General features: G+C 37.3%; 19 protein-coding genes. 7 read left to right on the plus strand and 12 right to left on the minus strand.

All coding sequences use genetic code 11. From position 1 onward, the window contains the following. On the minus strand, positions 1-1468 hold a 1468-nt coding region (locus V7122_RS06625; protein ID WP_335526099.1), incomplete at its 3' end, for a toll/interleukin-1 receptor domain-containing protein. Between the two features lie 254 nt (positions 1469-1722). On the opposite strand from V7122_RS06625, the gene V7122_RS06630 reads away from it, so the two are divergent. Both V7122_RS06630 and V7122_RS06635 read left to right on the plus strand, forming a co-directional pair. Continuing rightward, positions 1723-1941, plus strand: a complete 219-nt coding sequence (locus V7122_RS06630) for a hypothetical protein (protein ID WP_335353971.1) — start codon at positions 1723-1725, stop codon at positions 1939-1941. Between the two features lie 5 nt (positions 1942-1946). Next, positions 1947-2249 (plus strand): restriction endonuclease, encoded by a 303-nt coding sequence (locus V7122_RS06635; RefSeq protein WP_335353972.1) that lies wholly within the window; start codon positions 1947-1949, stop codon positions 2247-2249. Positions 2250-2559: 310 nt separating this feature from the next. Here V7122_RS06635 and V7122_RS06640 read toward each other — a convergent pair whose 3' ends face one another. Further along, the gene (locus V7122_RS06640) at positions 2560-3711 is read right to left on the minus strand and encodes a M14 family zinc carboxypeptidase (RefSeq protein WP_335353973.1); all 1152 of its coding nucleotides are present in this window, start codon (positions 3709-3711) and stop codon (positions 2560-2562) included. A 329-nt stretch (positions 3712-4040) separates the two neighbouring features. Further along, positions 4041-6080 (minus strand): sigma-54 interaction domain-containing protein, encoded by a 2040-nt coding sequence (locus V7122_RS06645; RefSeq protein WP_335353980.1) that lies wholly within the window; start codon positions 6078-6080, stop codon positions 4041-4043. Between the two features lie 178 nt (positions 6081-6258). On the opposite strand from V7122_RS06645, the gene V7122_RS06650 reads away from it, so the two are divergent. Genes V7122_RS06650 through V7122_RS06660 form a run of 3 tightly spaced genes read left to right on the plus strand, consistent with a single transcriptional unit; the run spans position 6259 to position 10222 of the window. Continuing rightward, positions 6259-7680, plus strand: a complete 1422-nt coding sequence (locus tag V7122_RS06650; protein WP_335353974.1) for a YfcC family protein — start codon at positions 6259-6261, stop codon at positions 7678-7680. Between the two features lie 39 nt (positions 7681-7719). Then, a complete protein-coding gene (gene iadA, locus V7122_RS06655) occupies positions 7720-8892 on the plus strand; it encodes a beta-aspartyl-peptidase (protein WP_335526100.1) in 1173 nt (390 codons plus the stop codon). A 19-nt stretch (positions 8893-8911) separates the two neighbouring features. Beyond that, positions 8912-10222, plus strand: a complete 1311-nt coding sequence (locus V7122_RS06660) for a cyanophycinase (RefSeq protein ID WP_335526101.1) — start codon at positions 8912-8914, stop codon at positions 10220-10222. Between the two features lie 246 nt (positions 10223-10468). Here the strand turns inward: V7122_RS06660 and gerQ are convergent, their stop codons facing one another. The 7 genes from gerQ to dapA all read right to left on the minus strand — a co-directional run bounded on the left by gerQ (position 10469) and on the right by dapA (position 19180). Then, complete coding sequence (gene gerQ, locus V7122_RS06665; protein ID WP_335526102.1) at positions 10469-10930, minus strand: spore coat protein GerQ; 462 nt, start codon at positions 10928-10930, stop codon at positions 10469-10471. 21 nt (positions 10931-10951) lie between these two features. Beyond that, positions 10952-11428: a cell wall hydrolase gene (locus V7122_RS06670; RefSeq protein ID WP_335526103.1), complete on the minus strand. Its 477-nt coding sequence runs from the start codon at positions 11426-11428 to the stop codon at positions 10952-10954. A 500-nt stretch (positions 11429-11928) separates the two neighbouring features. Next, on the minus strand, positions 11929-13629 hold the full coding sequence (locus tag V7122_RS06675; RefSeq protein WP_335526104.1) for a TRAP transporter substrate-binding protein: 1701 nt from the start codon (positions 13627-13629) through the stop codon (positions 11929-11931). Between the two features lie 313 nt (positions 13630-13942). Further along, on the minus strand, positions 13943-14974 hold the full coding sequence (locus V7122_RS06680) for a serine hydrolase domain-containing protein (RefSeq protein ID WP_335526105.1): 1032 nt from the start codon (positions 14972-14974) through the stop codon (positions 13943-13945). A gap of 498 nt (positions 14975-15472) precedes the next feature. After that, positions 15473-16780, minus strand: a complete 1308-nt coding sequence (gene abaF / locus V7122_RS06685) for a fosfomycin efflux MFS transporter AbaF (RefSeq protein ID WP_335346210.1) — start codon at positions 16778-16780, stop codon at positions 15473-15475. A gap of 33 nt (positions 16781-16813) precedes the next feature. Then, positions 16814-18298, minus strand: a complete 1485-nt coding sequence (locus tag V7122_RS06690) for an aldehyde dehydrogenase (protein ID WP_335526106.1) — start codon at positions 18296-18298, stop codon at positions 16814-16816. A gap of 18 nt (positions 18299-18316) precedes the next feature. Then, positions 18317-19180 carry a 4-hydroxy-tetrahydrodipicolinate synthase gene (gene dapA, locus V7122_RS06695; RefSeq protein WP_335526107.1) on the minus strand — a complete coding sequence of 288 codons (864 nt, stop codon included), beginning with the start codon at positions 19178-19180 and terminating at the stop codon, positions 18317-18319. A gap of 510 nt (positions 19181-19690) precedes the next feature. Between dapA and V7122_RS06700 the strand changes: the two genes are divergently transcribed. Next, entirely contained in the window at positions 19691-20236 is a 546-nt protein-coding gene (locus V7122_RS06700) for a helix-turn-helix domain-containing protein (protein ID WP_335526108.1), read from the plus strand. A gap of 212 nt (positions 20237-20448) precedes the next feature. Here V7122_RS06700 and V7122_RS06705 read toward each other — a convergent pair whose 3' ends face one another. After that, the gene (locus V7122_RS06705; protein ID WP_335526109.1) at positions 20449-21681 is read right to left on the minus strand and encodes a MalY/PatB family protein; all 1233 of its coding nucleotides are present in this window, start codon (positions 21679-21681) and stop codon (positions 20449-20451) included. Between the two features lie 567 nt (positions 21682-22248). Then, positions 22249-22485, minus strand: coding sequence for an IDEAL domain-containing protein (locus tag V7122_RS06710; protein WP_335354663.1), 237 nt, complete (start codon positions 22483-22485; stop codon positions 22249-22251). Positions 22486-22676: 191 nt separating this feature from the next. On the opposite strand from V7122_RS06710, the gene V7122_RS06715 reads away from it, so the two are divergent. Continuing rightward, positions 22677-23258 (plus strand): competence protein ComK, encoded by a 582-nt coding sequence (locus V7122_RS06715; RefSeq protein ID WP_335526110.1) that lies wholly within the window; start codon positions 22677-22679, stop codon positions 23256-23258. The last annotated feature ends 26 nt before the right edge of the window (positions 23259-23284 follow it).

The following is a 23284-nucleotide window of genomic DNA, read 5'->3' on the forward strand; positions in this document are numbered from 1 at the left end:
TAATAAAACTTTCTAAGCTTTCTACTATTTTTAATCTATACTCTTCAGGAATTTTCAATCCCATCCTAATTAAATAGTCATAAATTATATCATTTAACCTAATATATTCTTTATTAATTCCAAAAGTCTCACAAATTCCCTTGGCAAAGAACTCTTGTAAAATACCGTTATTTTCATCATCATTTCCTACAATATCAAAAAAAGTATTATACCCTATCGTTCCATATTCAGTTAATAAAGCCAGAATATCCTTTGCCTTTTGATTACCATCATATTCGTTTATCAATTTTATTACTCTTTCTGTATTAAATTCTATAATTAGATTTGTATTTCTTTTAGAAACAGGTACTCCCAATTCTTTTATTAGTTTAACAGCATAATATGCTTGTTCAGGAAACCCGCTTAAAAGATCTGCAAAATATCTAATGTCGTCTGTTGAGAGATTTACGTTTTCAAATTGCAAGTACCTATACATTAATATTGCTCTCTCTTTTTTATTTAATTCTGGTATATGAGAGAACAAGATATTATCAAAGCGAAATAAATAATGTTCAAAAACTCGGTACCTTGATGCAATGCCTAGAACTATGTAATTTAAATCTTTTAACTTATCATATATTAGTTTAAACCAATCAACAATATCACGAGTATGATTAATAATACAACCATTATCCTCAATGAATAACCTCTGGTTTTCTTCTTTCAATTGTATAAGTAAACTTGTAGTAATTTGCACTTTTTCCTCAACAGTTTTTCTTAGAAGACCTACCCTATCAATACTGTCAGTTAACCCTAAATCATCTAATTTTAGGATAAAATCTTCTATACTTTCATGAGAATCTAACTTAATAATTGGTGGTCTATAACTCGATCTTATAGCATCTGATTTAATCAATGAATGAAAAATTACCTTTTTTCGTCCAATTTTTGAAAATCCCGATGCAAAAATTGCAAATGGAATATTTTTCTCGAAATCATTGATCCTAAGTTCAAACTTGTCCATTATTTCATTTCTACCAACAAAAATATTATCCTTTTCTTCCAAGGTAGGATGTTCCACATAACTTAGTTCCCTTAATCTTTGTAAAATTAGGTTGGCCGCCTTATTTGAACTAAGAACAACTTTTAAATTATTTTCTTGTAGCCATTTAGGGATTCTTGAATCGTCATGCTTAATCCTTGAATCTATAATAATCGGATAAATTCTTTTTAATTTTGAATCGTCATTAAGAAGTTCATTTGCTCTGAATAGTTCATATTGTACCCAATCAGATTTAATAGAGTTCTCAGATAAAAAAACTACAAAAATATCACTTACATCTAGCCCCCTATCAATTTCTTCTATTGATTTTAATCCCTCTTCAAAAGTTAGAGCGTCATAAACCACCCTATCTTTACCTAGCTTATTTGCAATCTTACTAACGTAATGTTCTTTATCCTTACTACTATGAGATAAGAAAGCCCTCATAAAAAACCCTCCCTATGAATTTTTTTATAATTTATCCAATATTTTACTATAAGTATTGTACCATTTAATAACTATAATTGATAAAATTGTACGATTAGATTTCATTTTCGTATTTGTGAATTTTAGTGCAACCTGCAAAAATGGTGCATGTCCCCTGGGTTTTAAGCATTATCGTAGTAGGGGTCTGGTACCTTATCTAAAGCTATTATTTTCAATAACTAAAATTTACGGTAAATAAAGGCATTAGGTGTATAATGAATGGGCTCCCGATAGCCCCGAGAATCCAAATTAATCAAGAAGATTCTAGATTTACAGCTTCATATAATGTTGTTGATTCATTAGATGAAACTGTTAATCTAGCAGCAATGGATTGGGAAGACTTCGAACACTTAATAAGAGAATTATTTGAAAAAGAGTTTAATCAGACAGGTGGAGAAGTAAAAATTATTCAAGCAAGTAGAGATGGGGTGTAGATGCAGTGGCATATGCCCCTGACCCGATTGGTGGTGGCAAGATCGTCATTCAAGCAAAAAGATATACAAATGTTGTAGGGGTTTCGGCAGTAAGGGACTTATATGGTACAGTTATGAATGAGGGTACAACAAAAGGAATATTAGTCACCACTGCTGATAACGGACCCGATACATACAATTTTTCTAAAGATAAGCCTATCACGTTACTAAATGGAAATAACTTATTACACTTTCTTCAAAAGCATGGATATAACGCTAAAATAGACTTAAAAGAAGCGAAGAAAGCAATGAGGAAATATAAAGATTAAAATTCAATATACTCACCCATACTCAAACCTTAAAAAGGCACCTGACCCTCGGTGTATTAAAGCATTACTTTGCTGGGGGACAGGCACTAATTATTCATTTCTATCATGACGCGTGGCTTAATGAAATTTAGCATCTTTTGCAACCACTTTATTTCTTACGAATCCCCCTTTGGAAGTGATTTCTATAAACTATACGAGAGTATTAGAGGAGGATTTCCTTTTTTGATACATTTCTGTTTATAACTAAAGAAACTAAAATAAACAACAAAGCCCCATACAGGATTACTCCCTATGGGGCTTTGTCATTTTTTTAATAACTCACCGGAACAATACCAGAATCTGTTTGATATCCAGCTAACGGGTAAGCAGGAATCTCTTGTTCCCAACGGTTTGGATTAACCTTTTGTACTTCACCTGTGGCTAAGCCGTAAAGTAAGGCTTTTAATCCAAGATAATTTTGTTTGATTAAATACCCGTTTGATTTTTGGCCTAGATTTCCATCTCTTGTATTTCCTTTCGTTTCAAAGAAGATGGCTGGGTTGCTGTGATTAGTTGGATTGATATTGTTGTAGTTTAGGCCCATCATCATAGCGGAAACAACTCCGCCTTTGATGTCAATCTCGTATCTCTTATCACCACTGCCGGTTTGGTAACGATCAATATGCATATACCCGTAATCTTTTAATGCATCGTATACATAGACGTTCATTTGGCGTGTAAGGTCATTGTATAAGCCGTCTTTAATACCTGGTAAAGTCGGTCCATTTGGTGCTAATGAAACTCCAAGAGACATGGATGTTGATTCATTTGTTCCGTAAACTGTTTTAAATCCTTGATGGTGAAGATCCACAGCGAAATCTGGCTTTACATCTGCCCAGTATTTGTAGAAAACAAGTGATTCTTTTGCTTGAAACCCGTTTGCTGCCCAATCACGATTTAAATCAATCGTCATGGTACGACCTCTGTTGTCTACTTTAGGTTGTCCATTTTCATCATGAAGTGCAGTTGTTCGTGTGTTCATGATGCTTCCATCCGGATTATACATAGGGATTGCATAAATAGTTGTTTCTTTTAAGATCTTTTCAATATCTTTGGATCCGCTACTACCAAAAGTTTTCAATAATTCTAATACGGCATCCGTTGTTAATTTTTCATCTCCGTGAATTTGAGCTTGTACCCAAATTTTAATTGGGCCTGTACCCACTTTAGCTACGTAGAAGCTTCGGTTCTGCTCACTCTTTCCGTATTCATCTAACGTGAATACTTCTACTTTCCCTTTACTCGTGTGTTCGATTTTCTTCAGTTCTTTAATCATGTCATCGTATGTAATCATACTGTCCATACTCGTGTTTCCATTTGTTGATGGACCTCCAGGAACGGTGTCAGCTGCATTTGCTTGAGATGTTAACAGAGCTGACACAAAGAACATTACTACGACAAAAGACATCCATAATTTTTTCAACACATTACCTCCCAAACTATCATTTTTTTCAATTACATTACTAGTATAGTTGGAAGAGTATTTAAACGAAATGGTATTATCGGATTATTCTGACTAATCGAGGATAGGGATTTAGTCGGTTTTATTGAAGGGTATTGTGGGAAGAAAGGATTGCCGCCATAAAAAATGCCGTCTGACCCCCAACGTAAAATTTTATTACCGAGCACTTCATATGGAGGGTACCTCCCAATTAAACTAAAACCGGTTGAAGTGACAAAATCCCCCTTGTCGCCTCAACCGCTTTTTCAGTGTCGGTTAATATAAAGAAAACTTAAGTTTATCGGCTGTTGTTATGTTGCATGTAATTCCAGCTGTTGTAAATACTCTACCCCGTTAGTGGTAATTTTTGTCCCGGATCTTCCCCGGCCTTTCGTAATGAAGCCTTTTGTTTCGAGGTAATCCAATCGTCTGCGAACTTGCTGCGGCGATAAAAAAGAACCGGTTTCCTCGCTAACCATTGAAATATGCTGTCGGCTTGCCGGATTACCATTATCATTACAATGTTTAATCGTTTCGAGGATAAACTTATATTCATATATTTCCATTAAATTGTTAGGAATTGGATAGCTCGTTACTATCTCTTGCTTCCTATTTTTTTGAATGCGGTTGTAAGGAATATCTTTCAGTTCAATCTTATTTCCATCACAGATGGTGAGCATGTAGTCAATCGTGCTTTTTAATTCACGGATATTACCTAACCATTCGTGTTTTTGCAGCTGTTCTGGGAGATTTTCTTCAACCTTGACCCATTTTCCGCTTTTCGTAATAAAATGTTTGACCAATAACGGGATATCCGTTTTTCGATCTCGAAGCGGTGGAACAGAAAGCGTAAGAACGTTCAAGCGGTAAAATAAATCAGAACGAAATGAGCCTTCTTCCAATTTTAGTTGAATATCCTTATTTGTGGCCGCGATGACCCGGACATTTATAGGAATGACTTTCCTCCCGCCGATTCGCCGCAATTCTTTCTCCTGAAGGACCCGTAATAAATGAGATTGAACTGCGAGACTAATATCGCCTACTTCATCCAAAAAAATTGTTCCATTATCCGCTAATTCGAACAACCCCTTTTTCCCACCTTTTTGCGCACCAGTAAAAGCTCCTTCCTCGTAGCCAAACAATTCGCTTTCAAGTAGATTTTCGGTTAAAGCACTGCAATTGATGGCGATAAATGGTCCGTTTTTTCGCATGGAATGAAGATGGATCGAGTGGGCGAATAATTCTTTTCCCGTCCCTGTTTCCCCTTGAATTAAAACCGGATGCTCGGAGAGGGCCAGCTTTTTGGCGATTTGTTTCGTTTCTTTGAGGAGCGGGTGGTCGCCAACGATATCATCAAAGTGGTATTTTGCATAAAATCCTTTGTTTTTCAATTCCCTCTGCGCCATTTTTTCAACCTCAAACGCTTGATGAATACTTTTAAAAGTCGCCACGATTGTATTTTCCGTTTCCATTTGATGACGGAAAATGACAAGATCCACACCGTAAATCGTAAAAAATTTACTTTCTTCATTACTATGTAAGATAAAGTCGATAAGATCTTGTTGGATGATCACTTCCTCCAATTGCTTATTGATGGCGTCATCAACAGGAAGATGAAACAAGGCCCCTAAGCGCCGATTAAAAACAGTAACCCGATGCTGTTTATTAATCGCAATAATGCCGTCATCGACAGTGTTAACCACGTTTTGAATATGCTGCTTCATTTGTTTTGCATTTTGTTCCGCGAATGATAGCTCTCGTTGTAAATCAATTATGTTACGAATATATCTTTCTGAAATCAATGATGAGATTTTTTCCCCTAAACAAAAGTATTCTACTACTTTTAAAATCGTGGCCATATCAAACAGCCGAACTCCAATATCAATGACATTATTAATAGAGGGCGGACAAAGATGGGTTTCTCCGGGAGATATGGCGATATCGATATTTTTATAAAAAATTTGGTCCTTCTTGTATGGGATGAACCGTAAATGATCAATACCCAGCTGATAAAGCGATTCTATCACTTCAATCGTTGCTGAATCGTCATCATTGACAACTAGAACATCAGAATGTACTGGTATTTTTAATAGCTGGTCGATGAATCGGTGATGAATTGTCCGCTTTCCGACCATCATTTCTTTGCCGGTAATCTGACACACCTCTTGCGATTCTAGCTTTGTCACCTCTGATGAGAATAAAAAGAAATCATCGGTCAGTTGGGTGGGTAGCCCTTCATCAGTGGAGTAAATCTCAATTTGGACGTAATCTCCCAATAACTGTTGCAGCTGTTCATGCAAAACTTGTTTTGTCTGCCTGCTGCCTGCAATTAACGTAAGTGATTGTTTGATAGTAGCGGCCTCCTTTTACGTGAATCTGGTTCTTTTATTGTACCAAAAGGAACCAATAAGAACCAATATAAAGCCCTTAATGATTTAAATTTTCAGAATTCGCCCCCCCCTGAATTGGCACAATAATTGCAAGTAAATTCAGTGTCATTCATTAAAATTCTAAAAAGGAGATGGATTAATGAGTCAATTGAACAAGATTGTAGAACCGGCAGCCGCGCCTAAAAAGAAGCCGGTGCAAATCAATGCCTTTGCGTTACTATTCGGAGTAGTTGTCGTAGCGATGATTTTAACGTGGGTTTTGCCAGCTGGGGAGTATAACCGAGTAGAGGTAGATGGCAGAACCGTCGTTGAGCCAGGTTCATTTCAATGGACGGAATCTTCACCAGTAAACCCATTCGATATGGTGAAAGCCATTCATAAAGGGATGGTGGAAGCCGGCGGTATTATTTTCTTTGTTTTAATCATTGGGGGATTTTTTGGTGTATTCAAGGCGACTGGAACCATTGATGTCTTAATTGCCACAATGGCGAAAAAACTAGCGAAACGGGAAAAGCTGTTAATCCCAATAATGATGCTGTTTTTTGCTGCTGGAGGATCATTAATGGGGATGGCCGAGGAGGGGCTAGCTTATATACCTTTATTAATTCCGCTTGCCATCGCCCTTGGTTTTGACACGATCACAGGGATGGCCATTGTGCTCCTTGGTGCAGCTGCTGGTTTTACAACGGCTGTTATGAATCCATTTACAGTGGGAATTGCTCAAGGAATTGCAGAACTTCCATTATTCTCAGGGATTGGATTACGCTTAATCTTGTTTGTTATTGTTTACCTTGTTTCTGTGATTTTTGTTTATCGTTATGCAATGAAGGTAAAACGAAACCCTGAATTAGGTTTTTACGGCAATTACGACAAAACAGCTGCCGACGAGCTGCTGAAATCAAATGTGCAATTGACAACAAAACATAAATTAATTCTTGGAGCATTTCTATCAGCTTATGTCGTTCTAGCATACGGAGTAATCAAATATGAGTGGTACCTTTCTGAGATTGCGGCTTTATTTATTATTTTAACGATCGTTATAGGCATCATTGGCAAACTTTCTGTTGATAATCTTGTGAAAAACTTTATGAGCGGGTCCGCTGCTTTAATAACCGGTGCGTTAATTATCGGGGTATCGCGGGCGACGTTAGTTGTCTTAAACCAAGGGAATATCGTCGATCCGATGCTGTACGGTATATCGGAAGCGATTAGTCATGTTCCGGGAACGATCAGTGTTATGGGTATGTATAGTTTCCAAACGGTGATTCACTTTATTTTAGCATCTGGAAGCGGACATGCGATGTTAACAATGCCTATTATGACACCGCTCGCTGATTTGCTTGATATTACAAGACAGACTGCTGTTCTATCCTTCTCATTTGCTGATGGGATCGGAAATATTATTTTCCCAACTGCCGGTACTTTAATGGCTGGGTTAGCAATCGCTGGGATTCCGTGGACGAAATGGGCAAAGTGGGTTTTACCGTTAGTGATAATCCAATTTGTAATTGGCTTAATTGCAGTGGTTGTCGCACATTTAATCAATTATGGTCCGTTTTAAAAAAAGCACATCTAGAGTGTAACGTAGGAGGGGAATATAGTGCTTACTTTAATTAAAAATGGGGAAGTGTATGCACCTTATTATTTAGGCAAGAAAGATATATTGCTAGTTGATAGTAAAATCGGTTATGTAAGAGAATTCATTGAACAACCTGATAATTTTGTTCCCATTACGGTTATTGATGCTTCGGACAAAATCGTTGTCCCTGGATTTATCGATGCCCATGTTCATATCATCGGAGGCGGGGGCGAAGGTGGCTTCAAAACCCGGACGCCGGAGTTGATGTTAACTGATTTAACCACTGCAGGCATTACGACGGTCGTCGGCCTTCTTGGTACGGATGGGACAACGAGACGAATGGAAAGCCTGCTTGCGAAAGCGAACGGCTTAGAAGAAGAAGGCGTGACATGCTTTATTCATTCAGGTTCGTATCAGTTGCCAGTAAGAACGATCACAGGCAAAATCGAGGAAGATCTCATTTTTATTGACAAAATTATCGGGATTGGCGAAATTGCCATCGCCGATCATCGGTCATCGGAACCAACGGCTGAGGAAATTGCAAGAATTGCTACCGCAGCCCGAAATGGCGGGATTTTAGCAGGTAAGGCCGGCCTTGTTGAGATTCATCTCGGCGATGGGGCAGATAAGCTCTCTTTGCTTGAGGAAGTCATTGAAAAGACGAATATTCCTATTTCCCACTTTCACCCAACCCATATTAACCGGAATGAAGATTTATTCCTGGCTGGGATTGAGTATGCCAAAAACGGTGGTTACGTTGATTTTACGACGAGTTCCGTTCCACAGTTTTTTGAAGAAGGAGAAGTGAAGTGTAGCGAAGGGTTGAAGCGGATGCTTGATGCCGGTGTGCCGCTTGAGAATATTACTTTTTCGTCTGATGGCCAAGGCAGTCTGCCTACTTTTAACGAAAATGGAGAATTAATTGGTCTTCAAGTTGGAAAAGTTTCCTCCTTATATATGGAGGCGCGAGATGCCGTCATCAATGATGGAATTTCATTAGAAACAGCCCTGCAAGTTATTACATTAAACCCTGCAAATGTTCTTAAGCTTTCGAACAAGGGTCGCATTGAAGAAGGAACAGATGCTGACATTGTTTTACTAGATAAAGAGACTCTAGACATTGACACTGTCATCGCCAAAGGGAAAGTGATGGTTGAAAACAAAGTGCCGATTGTTAAAGGTACATTTGAATAAAAAATTGGAGGGATTAAGGTTGAGGAAATTATCCATTATTTGCGTTCTTGTGTTAACAGTGTTTGCCTTAACGATATCATCATTTAATGTAGAAGCAGCTCAGAATAATAAAAATGTAACTAAGAATGCTGGTTCACTCGTCATTGTTGGTGGTGCCCTGGATTCAGATAATGAGGCAGTTTACAAGAAATACTTAACTTTAGCCCAACAATATAAAGGGAAGTCTCTAGAAGATATTGAGATTGCGATTATTCCTGCGTCTAGTGCTGAACCGATTGGAAGTGCTAATGCATATAAAGAGGATTTCATTCACTACGGTGTTTCCGCAGCGAATATTTATACGGCACCCATCGCAGTAATAGATGATCCTTCGACAAAGGACGTGGATGAATCTGCGTGGAAGGATAACGGAAATAGTGCCGAGATAGCAAAAAAAATAGAAGAAGTTGACGCGATTTGGTTTGTGGGCGGTGATCAATTACGACATGTTAAAACGTTAATGACATCAGATGGAGAAGATACAGTCGTATTACAAGCCATTCGAAAAATATATGAAAACGGCGCGGTTCTTGGCGGTTCAAGTGCAGGTGCTGCGATTATGAGCAATCCGATGATTGCGAATGGAACGAGCGTCAGTGCCTTAACGGAAGGAGTTCATCTTCTTAAACACTCTGATCAAGAGGTAGATAACGATCAACTGTATCTAACTACCGGTTTCGGATTTTTTCCACACGGAATTGTTGACCAGCATTTTCTCGAACGGGGTCGTTTTGGACGTTTGCTAGTGGCAACCCAATATAATAAAACACGTTATGGCTTTGGAATTGATGAAAATTCCGCCATGGTATACTATGGCTCGGATGACAGTATAGAAGTTGTTGGTGAGAGCGGCTTATTAATCATCGATTTGCAGGATGCGAAAACGCCTAAGGGTAAGCGCTTTGCGATGAACAATGTAACGATGCACTACTTGGAAAAAGGCGACCGGTTCAACGTATCTGCTGGTACGTTCGAGCTTAATAAAATGCACGAAACGACAAAAGGGATCGAATACTATAGCAAAAATCCAATGGCGACCGATATCTTCGGTGCACAAGTATTAAAAAAAGTGCTAACTGAAGATCTCATCGATAATGAGGCCCAAAAAGCAGAAGCCATTTGGTTTGACATGGAAGACGACAAAAAAGGAATTGGCTTCAAATTTACCTTTAGAAAAACAAACAACACGGAAGGGTTCTGGGGCAGAATTGACAAAGTCGGATCATATGCCGCATTAAACGTTAAAATGGACGTTGAACCAATTACAATCAAAATCCAAATAGATAAATAAAATACAGAGACTCTAATCTTACATGGGTTAGAGTCTTTTATTTTGAAAACATACATAGAGATTCTCTGACTCTCTTCCTCTTAAATCCAAGCATACAGACCGAACTTATCAACTGTATGACCTTTAATGGTACCAGCGAAAAAGTTCACTTCAATTTATTCCTAAATTTACAATCTATCTGTGTTAGAACTAAAAACCCGCTCATTTTCCAAAAAGGAAGTAAGCGGGTTTTTACCTTCTACAAACTCAGTCCGTTTGAGTCAGGGACGCCTGAACTTCCGGAGTGATTGTCGGGGAAGGATAATTAATTCTTTCCCCGAATTCCACCCAGTCGAGATTGGCCATCATCAGCAGGTAGCGTTTACCGCTTTTCGGGTCGCTGATGATTAGGTGGTCTCGACCTGCCGTTTCTACACGTCCATGGTAAACCATCGCATTCCATTGGTTGTTACCTTGGTAAGTAAAGTAGAATGTACCAATCTTACCTTTGTTGAAGCGTAAAATATTTTCGATAAATGATTCTTCCATCGCACCTCCGAGAAGTTGCTGTGCAGTACCTAATGGGACCGTTGGTACAGAATATGAGGGTCCAGCTGGCATAGCCATCGGGAAGCCAGCAGATTGTGTGCCACTGCTACGCATCATAGAATCTGGATAATAACCAGGATAATAACTCACTGGATAATAACTAGAGTTTCCACATGTCATGAAGATCAGCTCCTTTTTAATTTATCTATAAAACTCTTCACAGTAGCCTGGTACAGCCACATAGAAGCAATGATTCCTGTAGGCATGATCGAACTTCGTATTGGGGGATCTTGGCATCGTGGCGGAACAAGGAGCTCGGAATTTTTTTCCCGGACTGGGGTTAAAAAACCACAAATTCATTCTAGACCGAGGTTCCCTATAACCATGCAACAAATTCCTAGCCCTTTGGAGGTCAGCATCTTTGGGACGTTGTGTATACAATGTTCCATTTAAGACTGGCTCGAAATGAGGAATTCCAGTCCCAGGTATAGTTTGATAAATCGCATGTCTGATATTGCGCAACCCTCTGAAGTCAGGAGCACAGTCAGCTTCGACTCGATTGGACACAACCGTTCCTACCATGCTCATCCCTTTGGGTCCTTCACCGATCCCTTCCGCCAGCATGAGCCTTGCTAACTCCTCTACATCACGTGAAGTATGTTTTATTCGTCTACCCATTTTCTCCCTCCTCCGGCTTATACAAGTAACTTATTACCTGAAGCTGGTTTTGGTAACTTGCCTATCAGCCCAAATACTTTTCTTCCATCCGCTTTTCAAACACAAATACAAAAGCAGCCACTCAAAATATAAAAATATTTATAAATACATAGATGATGAATCCTATTTCCTACAGTTTTATTCCTTATTGACTTATTCTAAAAAATTAATCTTAGAGCAAATAGCACTCTTACTGAAATATAAACCATAAGAAAGACTAGCTGCGTTGGCTGTACTTAACTCTTAATATTTCAATCCTCACTCTGGCAACGTAGAAATTGGGAACCGTTTTATATTTACAAAAACTAAAGCCTTTCCAAATGGAAAGGCTTTTCTCACTGTTACATCTCGTATTATTCTTTTCTTACAGGCAGTGAACAGCACTCCACATGTCTAGAGTGTATAAGGTGCTTGCGTTTACCATACCCAAATTCCAAAAAAACAGAGATTTTCCCTTTGGCTTAACTAATCTGTTTTAATTCCTTAATCGTTTTTAACAGATTCTCTGTTTCAATATCCTTTGCTAACATTTGCTGGATAGGCTCCACAATTTGTTTAAAAGGCTGAGGATCAATTTGGTAAATTTCTGCTCCATCTTGTAAAGCGATTTCCTTGTACACTGCTTCCTGATCATATAATGCTTGTCTTTCCTCTTCAACAGCTACCTTTACTGCTTCCATAAGAACTTTTTTCTGTTGTCTTGATAAAGCCGAATATTTCTTACCATTCATTAACAAAAAGCGAGTTGTATAATCGTGACCCGTCTCCGTGATATATTTTCCATTATCCGTTTTATGATGGTTCTGTTCAACAAAGTAAGGATATGCATTCTCTGCAAAGTCAATCGTTTTTTGTTGGAGTCCTTGGTAGATTTCACCCCAAACCATAGAGGTCGTAATGGCACCGATTTTTGTTAAATAGTCCGCCGCAACACCTGTTGTTTGTGTTCGTACGGTCATTCCTTTTAAATCATCTAATCCAACAATAGGTTTCTTTCCATAGTAATGTCTTACACCTGCTGACAAGTAACCTAAAACGTGTAACCGATTATTTGACTTTCTTTTAATTAGAGAAGAAATGTACCGTCCAACTTTCCCATCAACCGCTCTCTCCCAATGCTCATAACTGTCAAAAAGATAAGGTAAAGCCAAAAGATCAAGTTCATTAATCCCTATCCTTGATACCACATTTGGTGAAACCACAATGACATCAATGGCTCCTTTTTGAAGCTTGGTCAATAATTCAACTTCATTTGTTCCTAGTGTCCCAGGGTGAATTTCAACTTGAAGCGTTTCATTTGATGCTGTTTCGACTGCTTCTTTAAATTTCTGCATCCCTAAATGATAAGGATTTTCAAGAGAGGTTTGATTATGAGCAACTGTAATCTTAAATTTTTCTCTCTTAAATGAACGGACTCTCTGAAATAGCTTTTCATAAAGGTTTCTTTTACTTTGTCGATGACCAAGCATGGGGTTATGCTTCCAAAGATTCGTATCTTTTGTGATCTTTGTAAAATAATCCCCCATTGATTTTTGATATTCATCAAAAAATTCGATGGAACGACTTATTTTAAGGCAAGCCTGTGCATACTTTACTTTAAATTCTTCCTTATACATATCAAGACCATTACGTTCGATATACCGATCTTTATCAAGAATAAAATCATTAAAATGATCGATTTCCTCTAAATAATGGATCACCTCAACATAGACATGACCGTCTAATCTTGCTGCCACTGGTAAAAGTTTAAGGCTATAAGTATTTTTTAACTCCTTAAGTGTTTCAGAGTTTATCCCTGCTGCTTCAGGGTGTTCAATAACCGGACCAATCATAGATTTAAATTCAGAAAGGAATTTCTCACTTTCAATTTTCACATTATTAATGGCTTCAATTTTTTGAGGAAAGGATTGAATAAATTCACTTTCTAAGGTTTTTTCAAACGCCTTCTTATATGAATTATCAGAATGTCTTATCGTTAAAGACACCCCAACTAGTGTTAAAATTCCTCCTAAAATGGAACCAAAATAGGCTAACGTATCTGGTTCAGCTATTTCTAGATTTAGCGCCCTAATAAATGTCATCGGAATGATTGGAAAAACAATTAAGATAATGATTACTAGAAGGTTAGTAGGTCGCAAAAGTTCTGTCAGCTTCTTTATCATGGTAATCCTCGACTTTCAATAAATTTCAATGATTAGTATACTACGTCTATTATCGGTTGAAAATTTGTTTATATATTTTTACCATTAGATTTAAATCTATTAAACCACCTTTTTAAGTAATGAATGCTAGAGTTACACGAGTAGATACTCGGTCCAATAAAAAAGCAGAAAACCCATATTGGTCTTCTGTGGCTAATTATGTAACCATTACTAATCAATTTTTTCTTGAGATTCTTCTATTATTTAGCCCCATTCAAAAAGAACGCCCTTCTTATTCAAGATAGGCGCCCTAATTTTGGAATATAGAACAACATCAACTCTGTGTTTTATACATCTTGATGACATCCAACATCATCTTTGCTGCAATTCTATGCCCATAAAACTGATTAACGGTTCCTGTAAAGTAAAGATCAGTCTTTGGATGGTAAAACGAAAAAGCACCTGTTTGGCCCCAATGTCCAATTAAACCCTCCTTAAATTGTTTAAAAGATATGGGCTGACTTGCAATCCCAACACCATAAAAAAATAATCCTGGGCCAAAAAGAATCCTCCAATTTCTTAGCTCATTGAAATATTCTTTAGGAAAAAAGTGACCATTTATAAATGCCTTTAAAAAAATCATAGATTCTCTAGCCGTCGATACAATACCTCCCTCTGGTCCTATAGAAGACATGTATAAAGGCAAATGCAGTTTCTTATCTTTAAAATAGAAAGGTGCTGGCTTTACATCGTTAAGTTCTTCAAAAAGGTATGTTCTCTCTAATGTTAGTTCATCAAAAATAACCTCCTTGAATACTGTATGAATATCTTTTTCCGTAATTGTTTCAATGATTTTCCCTAAAAGCTGATAATTGGTATCAGAATAATGAGCTCTTTTTCCAGGGATAAATTTCGGTTTTTTCTGTTTTGCACTTGCTATAGTTTTTTCAAAGCCCCAGCTTTGATCGTTTCCTGTTGTTAATTCGGCAATCACATCACCAGTAAAATAATCAGGAATTCCCGATGTATTGGACATTAAATGTTGAATTGTTATTCCCTTGGAGTAATCTATACCTTTAAGCATGTGGAGTTCGTGTAGGATATCATTAGGTAAATATTTGGAGATTTTATCATGAAGTTGGAGAAAATTTTCTGATCTTAATTTTAGCAAAACAGCCGTTACATATAATTTTGTTACGCTAGCGATGAAATAGGGCCGATTTGTAGTTAGGGTTCCAGCAGCACTGATTAGGGATAACGAGTCATCTCCCTTTTCAACACATAATACAGCACCGAAAATGTGTTTCTTGGATACAGCAGTTAATACTAATTCATCAATAAAGTTTTGATTAATTGTTTTTAACAATGGAATCCCCCAATCCTTATATTAGCTATATAATGGCTTTCAATTACCCTTATTTCTTCATTATTCATGTGAAAGATAAATAATTCCCGATTTTGATTTTCTGCATTGACATGCACCTCCGATTCATACTAATAATTTTAAATATATTATATCATTTTTACATGTAAAGTAGCTCCTGATCTATTTGTATAAAAAGCATTACCGTTTCCGAAATTGAATAATCAAGAACTCGATACCACGTCAACAAAATATATACAGATTGTCTTGAGGCAATATCAAACCTTTTACTTTTCAATTAATCGGTTTTAAAAAAATTGCAATCAGAACTTTTATTTTTCACAAGGTTTTACGCAGATCTGCTCCCACATAATAAACAAAAAAGCGCCTCTCCAAAGAAAGGCTACTTTTTTTTAACATACATGTTTGGTTACTTCTTAATTATTGATAAATTTTTCAAAGACTTTAATACCAACAAATGTGTAAAGCTGGCGAAAATATTTATCCTGCTTTATCAAAAGTGAGTGACTTTCCTTTTGTTTCTTTTACTAACATGATACATGAAATAGAAATGATACTTGATGCGACTAAATAAATTGAAATTGGGATGGAGCTATTAAATTTAGTTAGGAGACTTAATGAAATTAATGGAGCCAATGATCCTGCTAAAATTGGTGCTACTTGATAACACAAAGACAAAGCTGTATATCTGATGTGAGTTGGAAATAACTCTGTCATTAATGATGAGTATGGTGCATACGTCATCGATTGTATGAATAAACCAATCGTAATGGCAGACATAATTAACCAATCATTTCCTGTATCCATCATTGGAAATCCAATAAATCCCCAAAATGCGGTTAAAATGGCTCCTGTAATATAGATTGGCTTACGTCCCCAAACATCGCTTAAGTGTCCCATTAATGGAATAAAGAAAAAGTGAATAGCATGGGCACCAAACATTAATATTAAAATTTGTGTCGTATCTTTACCGACGACAAGTTTTAAATAACTAATGGAGAAAGTTACAACTATATAGTATAAGATGTTTTCTGCAAAACGAGCTCCAATACCAGCAATAATAGCCTTTTTATGGTCTTTCAACACTTCTATAATACCTAATTGTTGTTTTTCTAATTTAGCTTGTTTTTCTTGTGCCTCTTTGAAAACAGGGGCATCATCAACACTTTTACGAATCCAAATACCAATTAGTACGACAACTGCGGAGAACCAAAATGCTACGCGCCAACCCCAATCCATAAATTGCTCGGGGCTTAAGCTTTTAGATGCAATTAAGAGGATAATTGTTGCTAATAAATTTCCTAATGGCACGCCTGTCTGCGGCCAACTTGCCCAATAACCACGTCTATTACTAGGGCTGTGCTCAGATACTAAAAGAACAGCTCCTCCCCATTCTCCGCCAAAAGCAAAACCTTGAATTAAACGTAAAGTAACGAGTAAAACAGGAGCCCAATAACCAATACTATTGAATGTTGGAAGACATCCCATTAAGAAGGTCGTAATTCCAACAATAATCAAACTGACCTGTAATAATGTTTTACGCCCAATTTTATCACCAAAATGACCAAAAACAAGTCCCCCAATAGGTCTAGCTAAAAAGCCTACTGCATAGAGAGCAAATGCTGCTAGGATGCCGTCAATAGCGCTTCCAGTTTGTTGGAAAAACAATTCACCAAAAACGAGGGCAGATGCGGTACCATATAAGAAAAACTCATACCATTCAGCTACAGATCCAACCATAGATGCAGCAACAACTTTTTTTAACTGCTTATTTTCTGTTTTCGCCATATTTACTCCCCCAATTATGTCAACTCAGATTTTTTATGAATTAACGTACCAAATCACTTTTGTTTGCACATATTGTTCAAATGCTTCTAAGCCGTTGTCTTTGCCACCGAAGCCAGATTGTTTAAAGCCACCAAACGGTGTGGTGATATCGCCCTCGCTAAAGCCATTTACAGAAATGGTTCCTGCTTTAATGGCACGTGCCACGCGCATCGTCCGGTTTACATTTTGACTATAAAAAGAAGCAGCCAAACCGTAAGAGGTGTTATTGGCAAGAGCTATGGCTTCTTCTTCCGTTTCAAACGTGCTAACCGCTAAAATAGGACCAAAGACTTCATTTTGAAACAAGGTCATATTGGCAGTTACATTGTCAAAAATAGTAGGTTCGATGTACCAGCCACTACCCACATCACTGTGAATGTTGCCGCCAGCTACTAAGCGACCACCTTCTTGAAGAGTTATGTCCAAGAACGCTTTCACTTTATTAAAGTGTGCTTCTTCAACCATGGGGCCAATGGCAACCGACTCATCCATGGGGTTACCTACTTTCCAGCTTGTTAAGCCAGACTTTAATTTTTCTAATAATGCCTCTTTAATGGATTCTTGTACAATAAGTCGTGAACCGCAGCTGCAGTTTTCACTCATATTCCAGAAGGCGGCAGATAGAATTTGTGGAACAGCCGCATCCAAGTCAGCATCTTCAAATACCACTTGCGGGCTTTTGCCACCGCACTCTAAGACAATATCTTTAAGGTTACTTTCTGCTGAGTATTTCAGGAAATATCGGCCCACTTCAGTTGAACCAGTGAATGAAACGATATCAACATCCATGTGCCGACCCAATGGTTCACCTACTTTTTCGCCCAAACCACACACCATGCTTAAAGCGCCTTTTGGTACACCCGCTTCATAAGCAAGTTCAATCATACGGAAAGCGCTCAGTGAAGTTAATTCGGCAGGTTTCACAATCACAGAATTACCAGCGGCCAAAGCAGGTGCCACTTTCCAAGCAAACATTTGCGCTGGGAAGTTCCAAGGCAATACCGCACCAACCACGCCAATCGGTTCCGTGACGATCAAGCCCAAGGCATCTTTACCCGTAGGAGCGACTTTGCCAAATAGTTTATCAATCGCTTCGGCGTACCAATAAAATGTATCGATTGTTGCTGGCATGTCGGTATTTAAACATTCGGTAATAGGTTTACCAGCATCCACGCAATCCAAGGCAGCTAATTCTTCGCTGTGTTCTTCTAGCAACTGTGCCCAGCGAATCATCACTTTTTTACGCTCACTAGGGGATAATTGACTCCAAATCCCAGCTTCAAATGTGTCTCTCGCTACCTTAACAGCCGCATCCACATCCTGTGCATCCCCATCAGCGATATAGCCAATTAAACTGTTGTCGATAGGGGTGCGGTTTTCTAATTTTCCTGCAGCGCTCGTAAAACCATCAATTAAGTTACCTGCCCATAGTTTGCCTTCTTTGGCGAGGGCAAAGACTTGTTCTTTTGTTACGGTCATTTGTCTCTCCTCCAATGATTATTTAAAGAAAGCCAAGAATTCTGCTTTTTCCCCTTCAGATAATTCAGATAAAGGCAGGCGTACCGTACCAACATTGATTTCACCTTTTAGGCAGCCTAATTTTGCCTTTTGGTTGTAGTTACCAGACTCCATTGAATGAATCGCAGGGTAAATCTCGCACATAATTTGTTTTGCCTTGTCCCAGTCACCAGCTTGCGCAGCATTGAACATGGCGACTTGCTCTTCTGGAAACACATTACCTGCACCAGCAATCCAGCTTTTCGAACCCCAGAAGAAAAAGTCTACGGGTTGATCATCACAACCGCAAATCACTTCAAAATTCTCAAATGGGGTTTGTAGTAAGCGTAAAGCCCGGCTAAAGTCACCACTGCTCTCTTTAATAGCGACAATATTTGGATTCTTTGCCAAATGCACCACTGTGTCATACTCAATTTCAATGCCAATGCGAGCAGGAAAGTTGTACATGATAATAGGTAAATCCGTTGCTGATGCTACAGTTTCGTAATGCGCAATCACACCATTTTGATCAGGCAGGCTATAAGGAGTGGGTGAAAGCATTAAACCCTCATAGCCCAACTCTTTAGCTTGCTTGGCACGGTTTACTGCCCCTTCGGTTGATAAATCATTGATACCGGCAATCAATGTTACACGACCTTTGGCGACTTCTGCCACGGTTTTTAAAACGGTTTCACGCTCTGCTTCGTTTAATGTGTAATATTCGCCAGTGGTGCCACACACCACCAAGCCAGCAACACCTTTATCAATAAATCTGTTAGTCAATTGTTTTAAGGTTTCTACATCCAAACTTTTATCACTATTAAAAGGGGTAACCAAAGGAACCAAAATACCATGAAAATTCATCGTCATTCTCCTTAAATAATTAATTTTTTTGAAATAGATTACTTGATTAAAAGAATCTTTATTGAAGTACCACTTCAATTATTTAAGATAATAACACACTGAATTTTCGTTGTAAACGTAATTTTTTGAATATTTTTTTATAAAAATATCTCTTTTCTTCATCTGTAATTACATACTATTTAAGTGCCACTTCAGTGCAAAATTTAATAGAACTATTTGTTTATGGCATATATTTATTTACTAAATTTCTATTAATCAATTACAGTTAATAGAGTTCATAAATTTTAGCTTTTGTGTTATGCTCCTTTTGATTAGAAAGTTGGACAAGATTACCAAATCTAATTGTAAGGAATTTTATTATACTTTCTTCGACCTAAAATCAACAAATTCACCATTTAGATATATTAATTTTATTTTGAATGAAAAACGAATGAAATTTTAATATAACATCTTAGTAAATAATTTTTCCAGAATGGCAAGCTTGATTAATGTTTGACAAGGAGTGGGGAAGTGAACGATTTAATTGGAGTAAAAATAAAGAGTTTACGAAAAGAGCGAAAGTTAACATTAAAACAAATAGCCGATCAAACTAATCTTTCAATCAGCTTTTTATCTCAAGTGGAACGCTCAAAATCATCCATAACGCTTGAATCATTGAAAAAAATTTCTGAAGCACTTGGAGTCAATCCGAGCTACTTCTTTTCAGATTCTGATAGGAAAGCTACACCAACTGTTATGAGAAACATAATTAATAAGACGAACACCTTACATAGCCAATTTTTTTATAGGGATTTAGTGGGAAACATTGAAAATCCACTATTTAATCCTATTTTAGTCTTGCTTAATCCAGGCGCTAATAGAGAGGATTCTTATTCACACTCGGGGCAAGAATTTCTTTACGTTTTAGAAGGGAAACTTACTATCCTTTTTGACAAAGAGGAATATGATCTGAATCCCTTTGATTGTATTTTCCTAGATTCAACAACTCCCCACAATTGGATGAATAAAACAGATTCGATTGTAAAATTCCTTTGCATTTCAAGTATTCCTGTTTAAGTTCCAACAGGTTAGTTAGACATATCTATGGTTGCTGCGAATCTTTCTGAACTTAGTTGATCATCTTTAAATTAACTATCCTAAGTTTTAATGAACAATCCAGGTATTACTTTCTTATTTAAAACAAACAATAACCATCAAAAGTTGATTTAACAACATTTGATGGTTATTTTTCTTTTATTTTTTTCTATAAAAAATGGGAACATAATCTATTAATCTTGGCCCACCAAGCAATCTGATTTCATTCCGCTTTCCTTTTTCAACACTTCACAAATTCTTTTTAGTCCCTCTGCCAATACGGATCTTGGACATGCCAGATTAAGGCGAATATAGCCATCTGAATTGTCGACAAACATATTTCCTCCTTCTAGAAGCACTCCAGCGTTGTTGGCAAAGTATAATGGCAAGTTTTCTTCGTTGGGCAGATAGGATTTAATATTCACCCATGCCAGATAAGTGGCCTCAGGAATCCGAAACTCAGCTTCAGGTAAATGATGTTCTAAATATTGTTTGGTAAAAGCAAAATTGTCATCTAGATAGTTTTTTAATTGTTTTAGCCATTCATGACCGTGCTCGTAGGCAGCCTGCGTTGCTGCAATGCTCAGCGGGTTTTCAAAATCGTAGTGGCGGGCCTTCCACACCGCTCTGATTTCATCATTAGGAATGATGACGTTCGAGAACATTAACCCAGCCAAATTAAAGGTTTTGCTTGTTGCCATGCAAGTGATAATCCTATCTGTTTGCGGGAAGACTTTTGCCAGTGGGGTATGAACAACTCCATTTCTAAGCAAATCGCAATGAATTTCATCCGAAATAATCCACAAATTATTTTCAAGGCAAATGTCGCCAAATTTCTTTAACTCTTCTGGAGTCCACACACGACCAGATGGATTGTGGGGATTACAGAAAATGCATAATGTTACTTTTTCATCTCTCGCTTTTGCTTCTAAATCATCAAAATCCATCGTGTAATAACCCTGTTGATTCACTAGATCAGAGGTTACTAATTCAATATTACTGAAATCCGCAGCATGTTTGAAATAGGCATAAGACGGGGTAACAATTAAAACCTTCTCGTCTGGTTTGCAGATATATTCAACCAACTCATACAAAGCAGGTATAATTCCAGGCGAAGTCACCAAGTGCTCTTGTTCGAAGGTCCAGTTGTAATGCTGTTTCGTCCAATTGGAGAAAGCAAGATAATAGTTTGGATCAAATACCTTGCTATAACCAAAAATCCGCTTATCCACTCGCTCTTTGACCGCTTCGATAATTTCAGGAGGAGCAGCAAACTCCATATCAGCTACCCACATACGAATAAATTCATCATCTTTATAAGGGAAAACCATGTCTTTTGGTGCTTTAAAAATATATTCTCTAAAGCCGTCCGTGTTCATTGCATTTGTCCCTTTACGATCAATTATTTCGTCAAAATTATACTTCATCTTTTTTCCACTCCTTCTAGCATCCTTAACCACTTTTTCTCTTAAAAGAATTTAGATTTTTTTAAAATTTCCTTTATCTTATAATTCAAATTATTTCATTCATTGAAAAGCCTGTCTACAAAAATATGACTCGAACTTTTCTTACTAGTGCTTTCTTTAACTCGAATGACAATTTTAAACTTTGTAATTTTAAGGAAATCAAATTAGAATATTTAATTAGGAAGCCTAACTAATTTGGTATCTGCCTTTTAATATCTTAAACTTAGAGTAGATGTGACTCGCGTCTTGGAGCGCCCGTACGAGAAATGCTCACTATGAAGGGTTCATGACTCGCGTTTCGGAGCGCCGTATGAGAAACGCTCACTATAAAGCGTTCATGGTACACGTTCCGGAGCATCCGTATGAAAAACCCTCACCATGAAGCGTCCATGAAACGTGTCTAGAAGTATCCACATCAAAAACCCTCACCATGAATTTTTTACGGAACCATTTTAGATTAAATATCTGATTCCAGATCACTTTTTTACAAATTAAATAAATCTCCCGTAATTTCGGGAGATTCTAGAATTATGTGCCAAATCGCTTTGTCAGCTCAATATACTTCTTTGATAAATGAATAAATGCCGGTTTATTGCCTTCATCAAGGGAATGGTCAATTTCTTCCATGAGATGCTTTTTTTCCTTTGTCAGCAGCACTTCTGATAGCAACATGTCAATATAAAGATCTAAAACATAGGATTCCTTCAACTTTTTCCTTTTCATGGCGTTTTTTTTCATCAGCTCTGTGTATGATTTTTCATTCACGAAAATCACCTCAACGCTTTTTACTATTATATGGGGTTCCTCCTTTTTATTCACTTAATTTATATAAATTTTCTAAAAATATTTATGAATATGAAAATTATGAACAATTTAAGAACTTTTTGAAGAAAGTGAGTTTATTTGGTAATAATCTGGTATGGTTGATGGAATATAACTTTTGAGGAGATGAGGTAATGGTAAAAATAATAACTCCCCCTTTGATTGAAGAATATGAAATTAATCCAGACACAATGATTATTATGCCTTTAACATATGGCAGCAAAGTTTACTCGCAAATTTGGGAGCTGGAGGATGAATATGTTTCACCATTTAAACCTATTGATATAATAAAGAAAGGGTGTATTTCCTTCGGGAGCAGTTATGAGGGCAGGAAAGAGGCGACTAAACAACTTACAGGAATTACCCACAAAGCACCCATCACAGTAGACTCCACAAACTCCATTTATTTTTTTCCAACGACATCTCCGACTAACTCTCAATGCATATGGATATCTCAAGAGCATGTCCTTTTACACCGCCGTGAAGACGCAGCCAATACAAAAATTTTATTTAACAATAAAAGAACTTTGACTTTACCGGTTTCCTACAACTCCATTAATAATCAAATACTACGAACGGCTTTGTTGAAAACTACGCTTAGCAGAAGGATCGAAAATTTAGAGCGAAAGGACTGGTATTTCATTAGCGGAAGAAGAAATCTAAATGCTTCCGAGCATACTAGCAAGTATAGTGCAGGAGAAAAGGAATACAAATAATTAGTGAGGGTGGTCTTAGGGGATAT

The organism is Bacillus sp. JJ1532 (assembly GCF_036965085.1).
In the GTDB taxonomy this organism is placed as follows: domain Bacteria; phylum Bacillota; class Bacilli; order Bacillales; family Cytobacillaceae; genus Cytobacillus.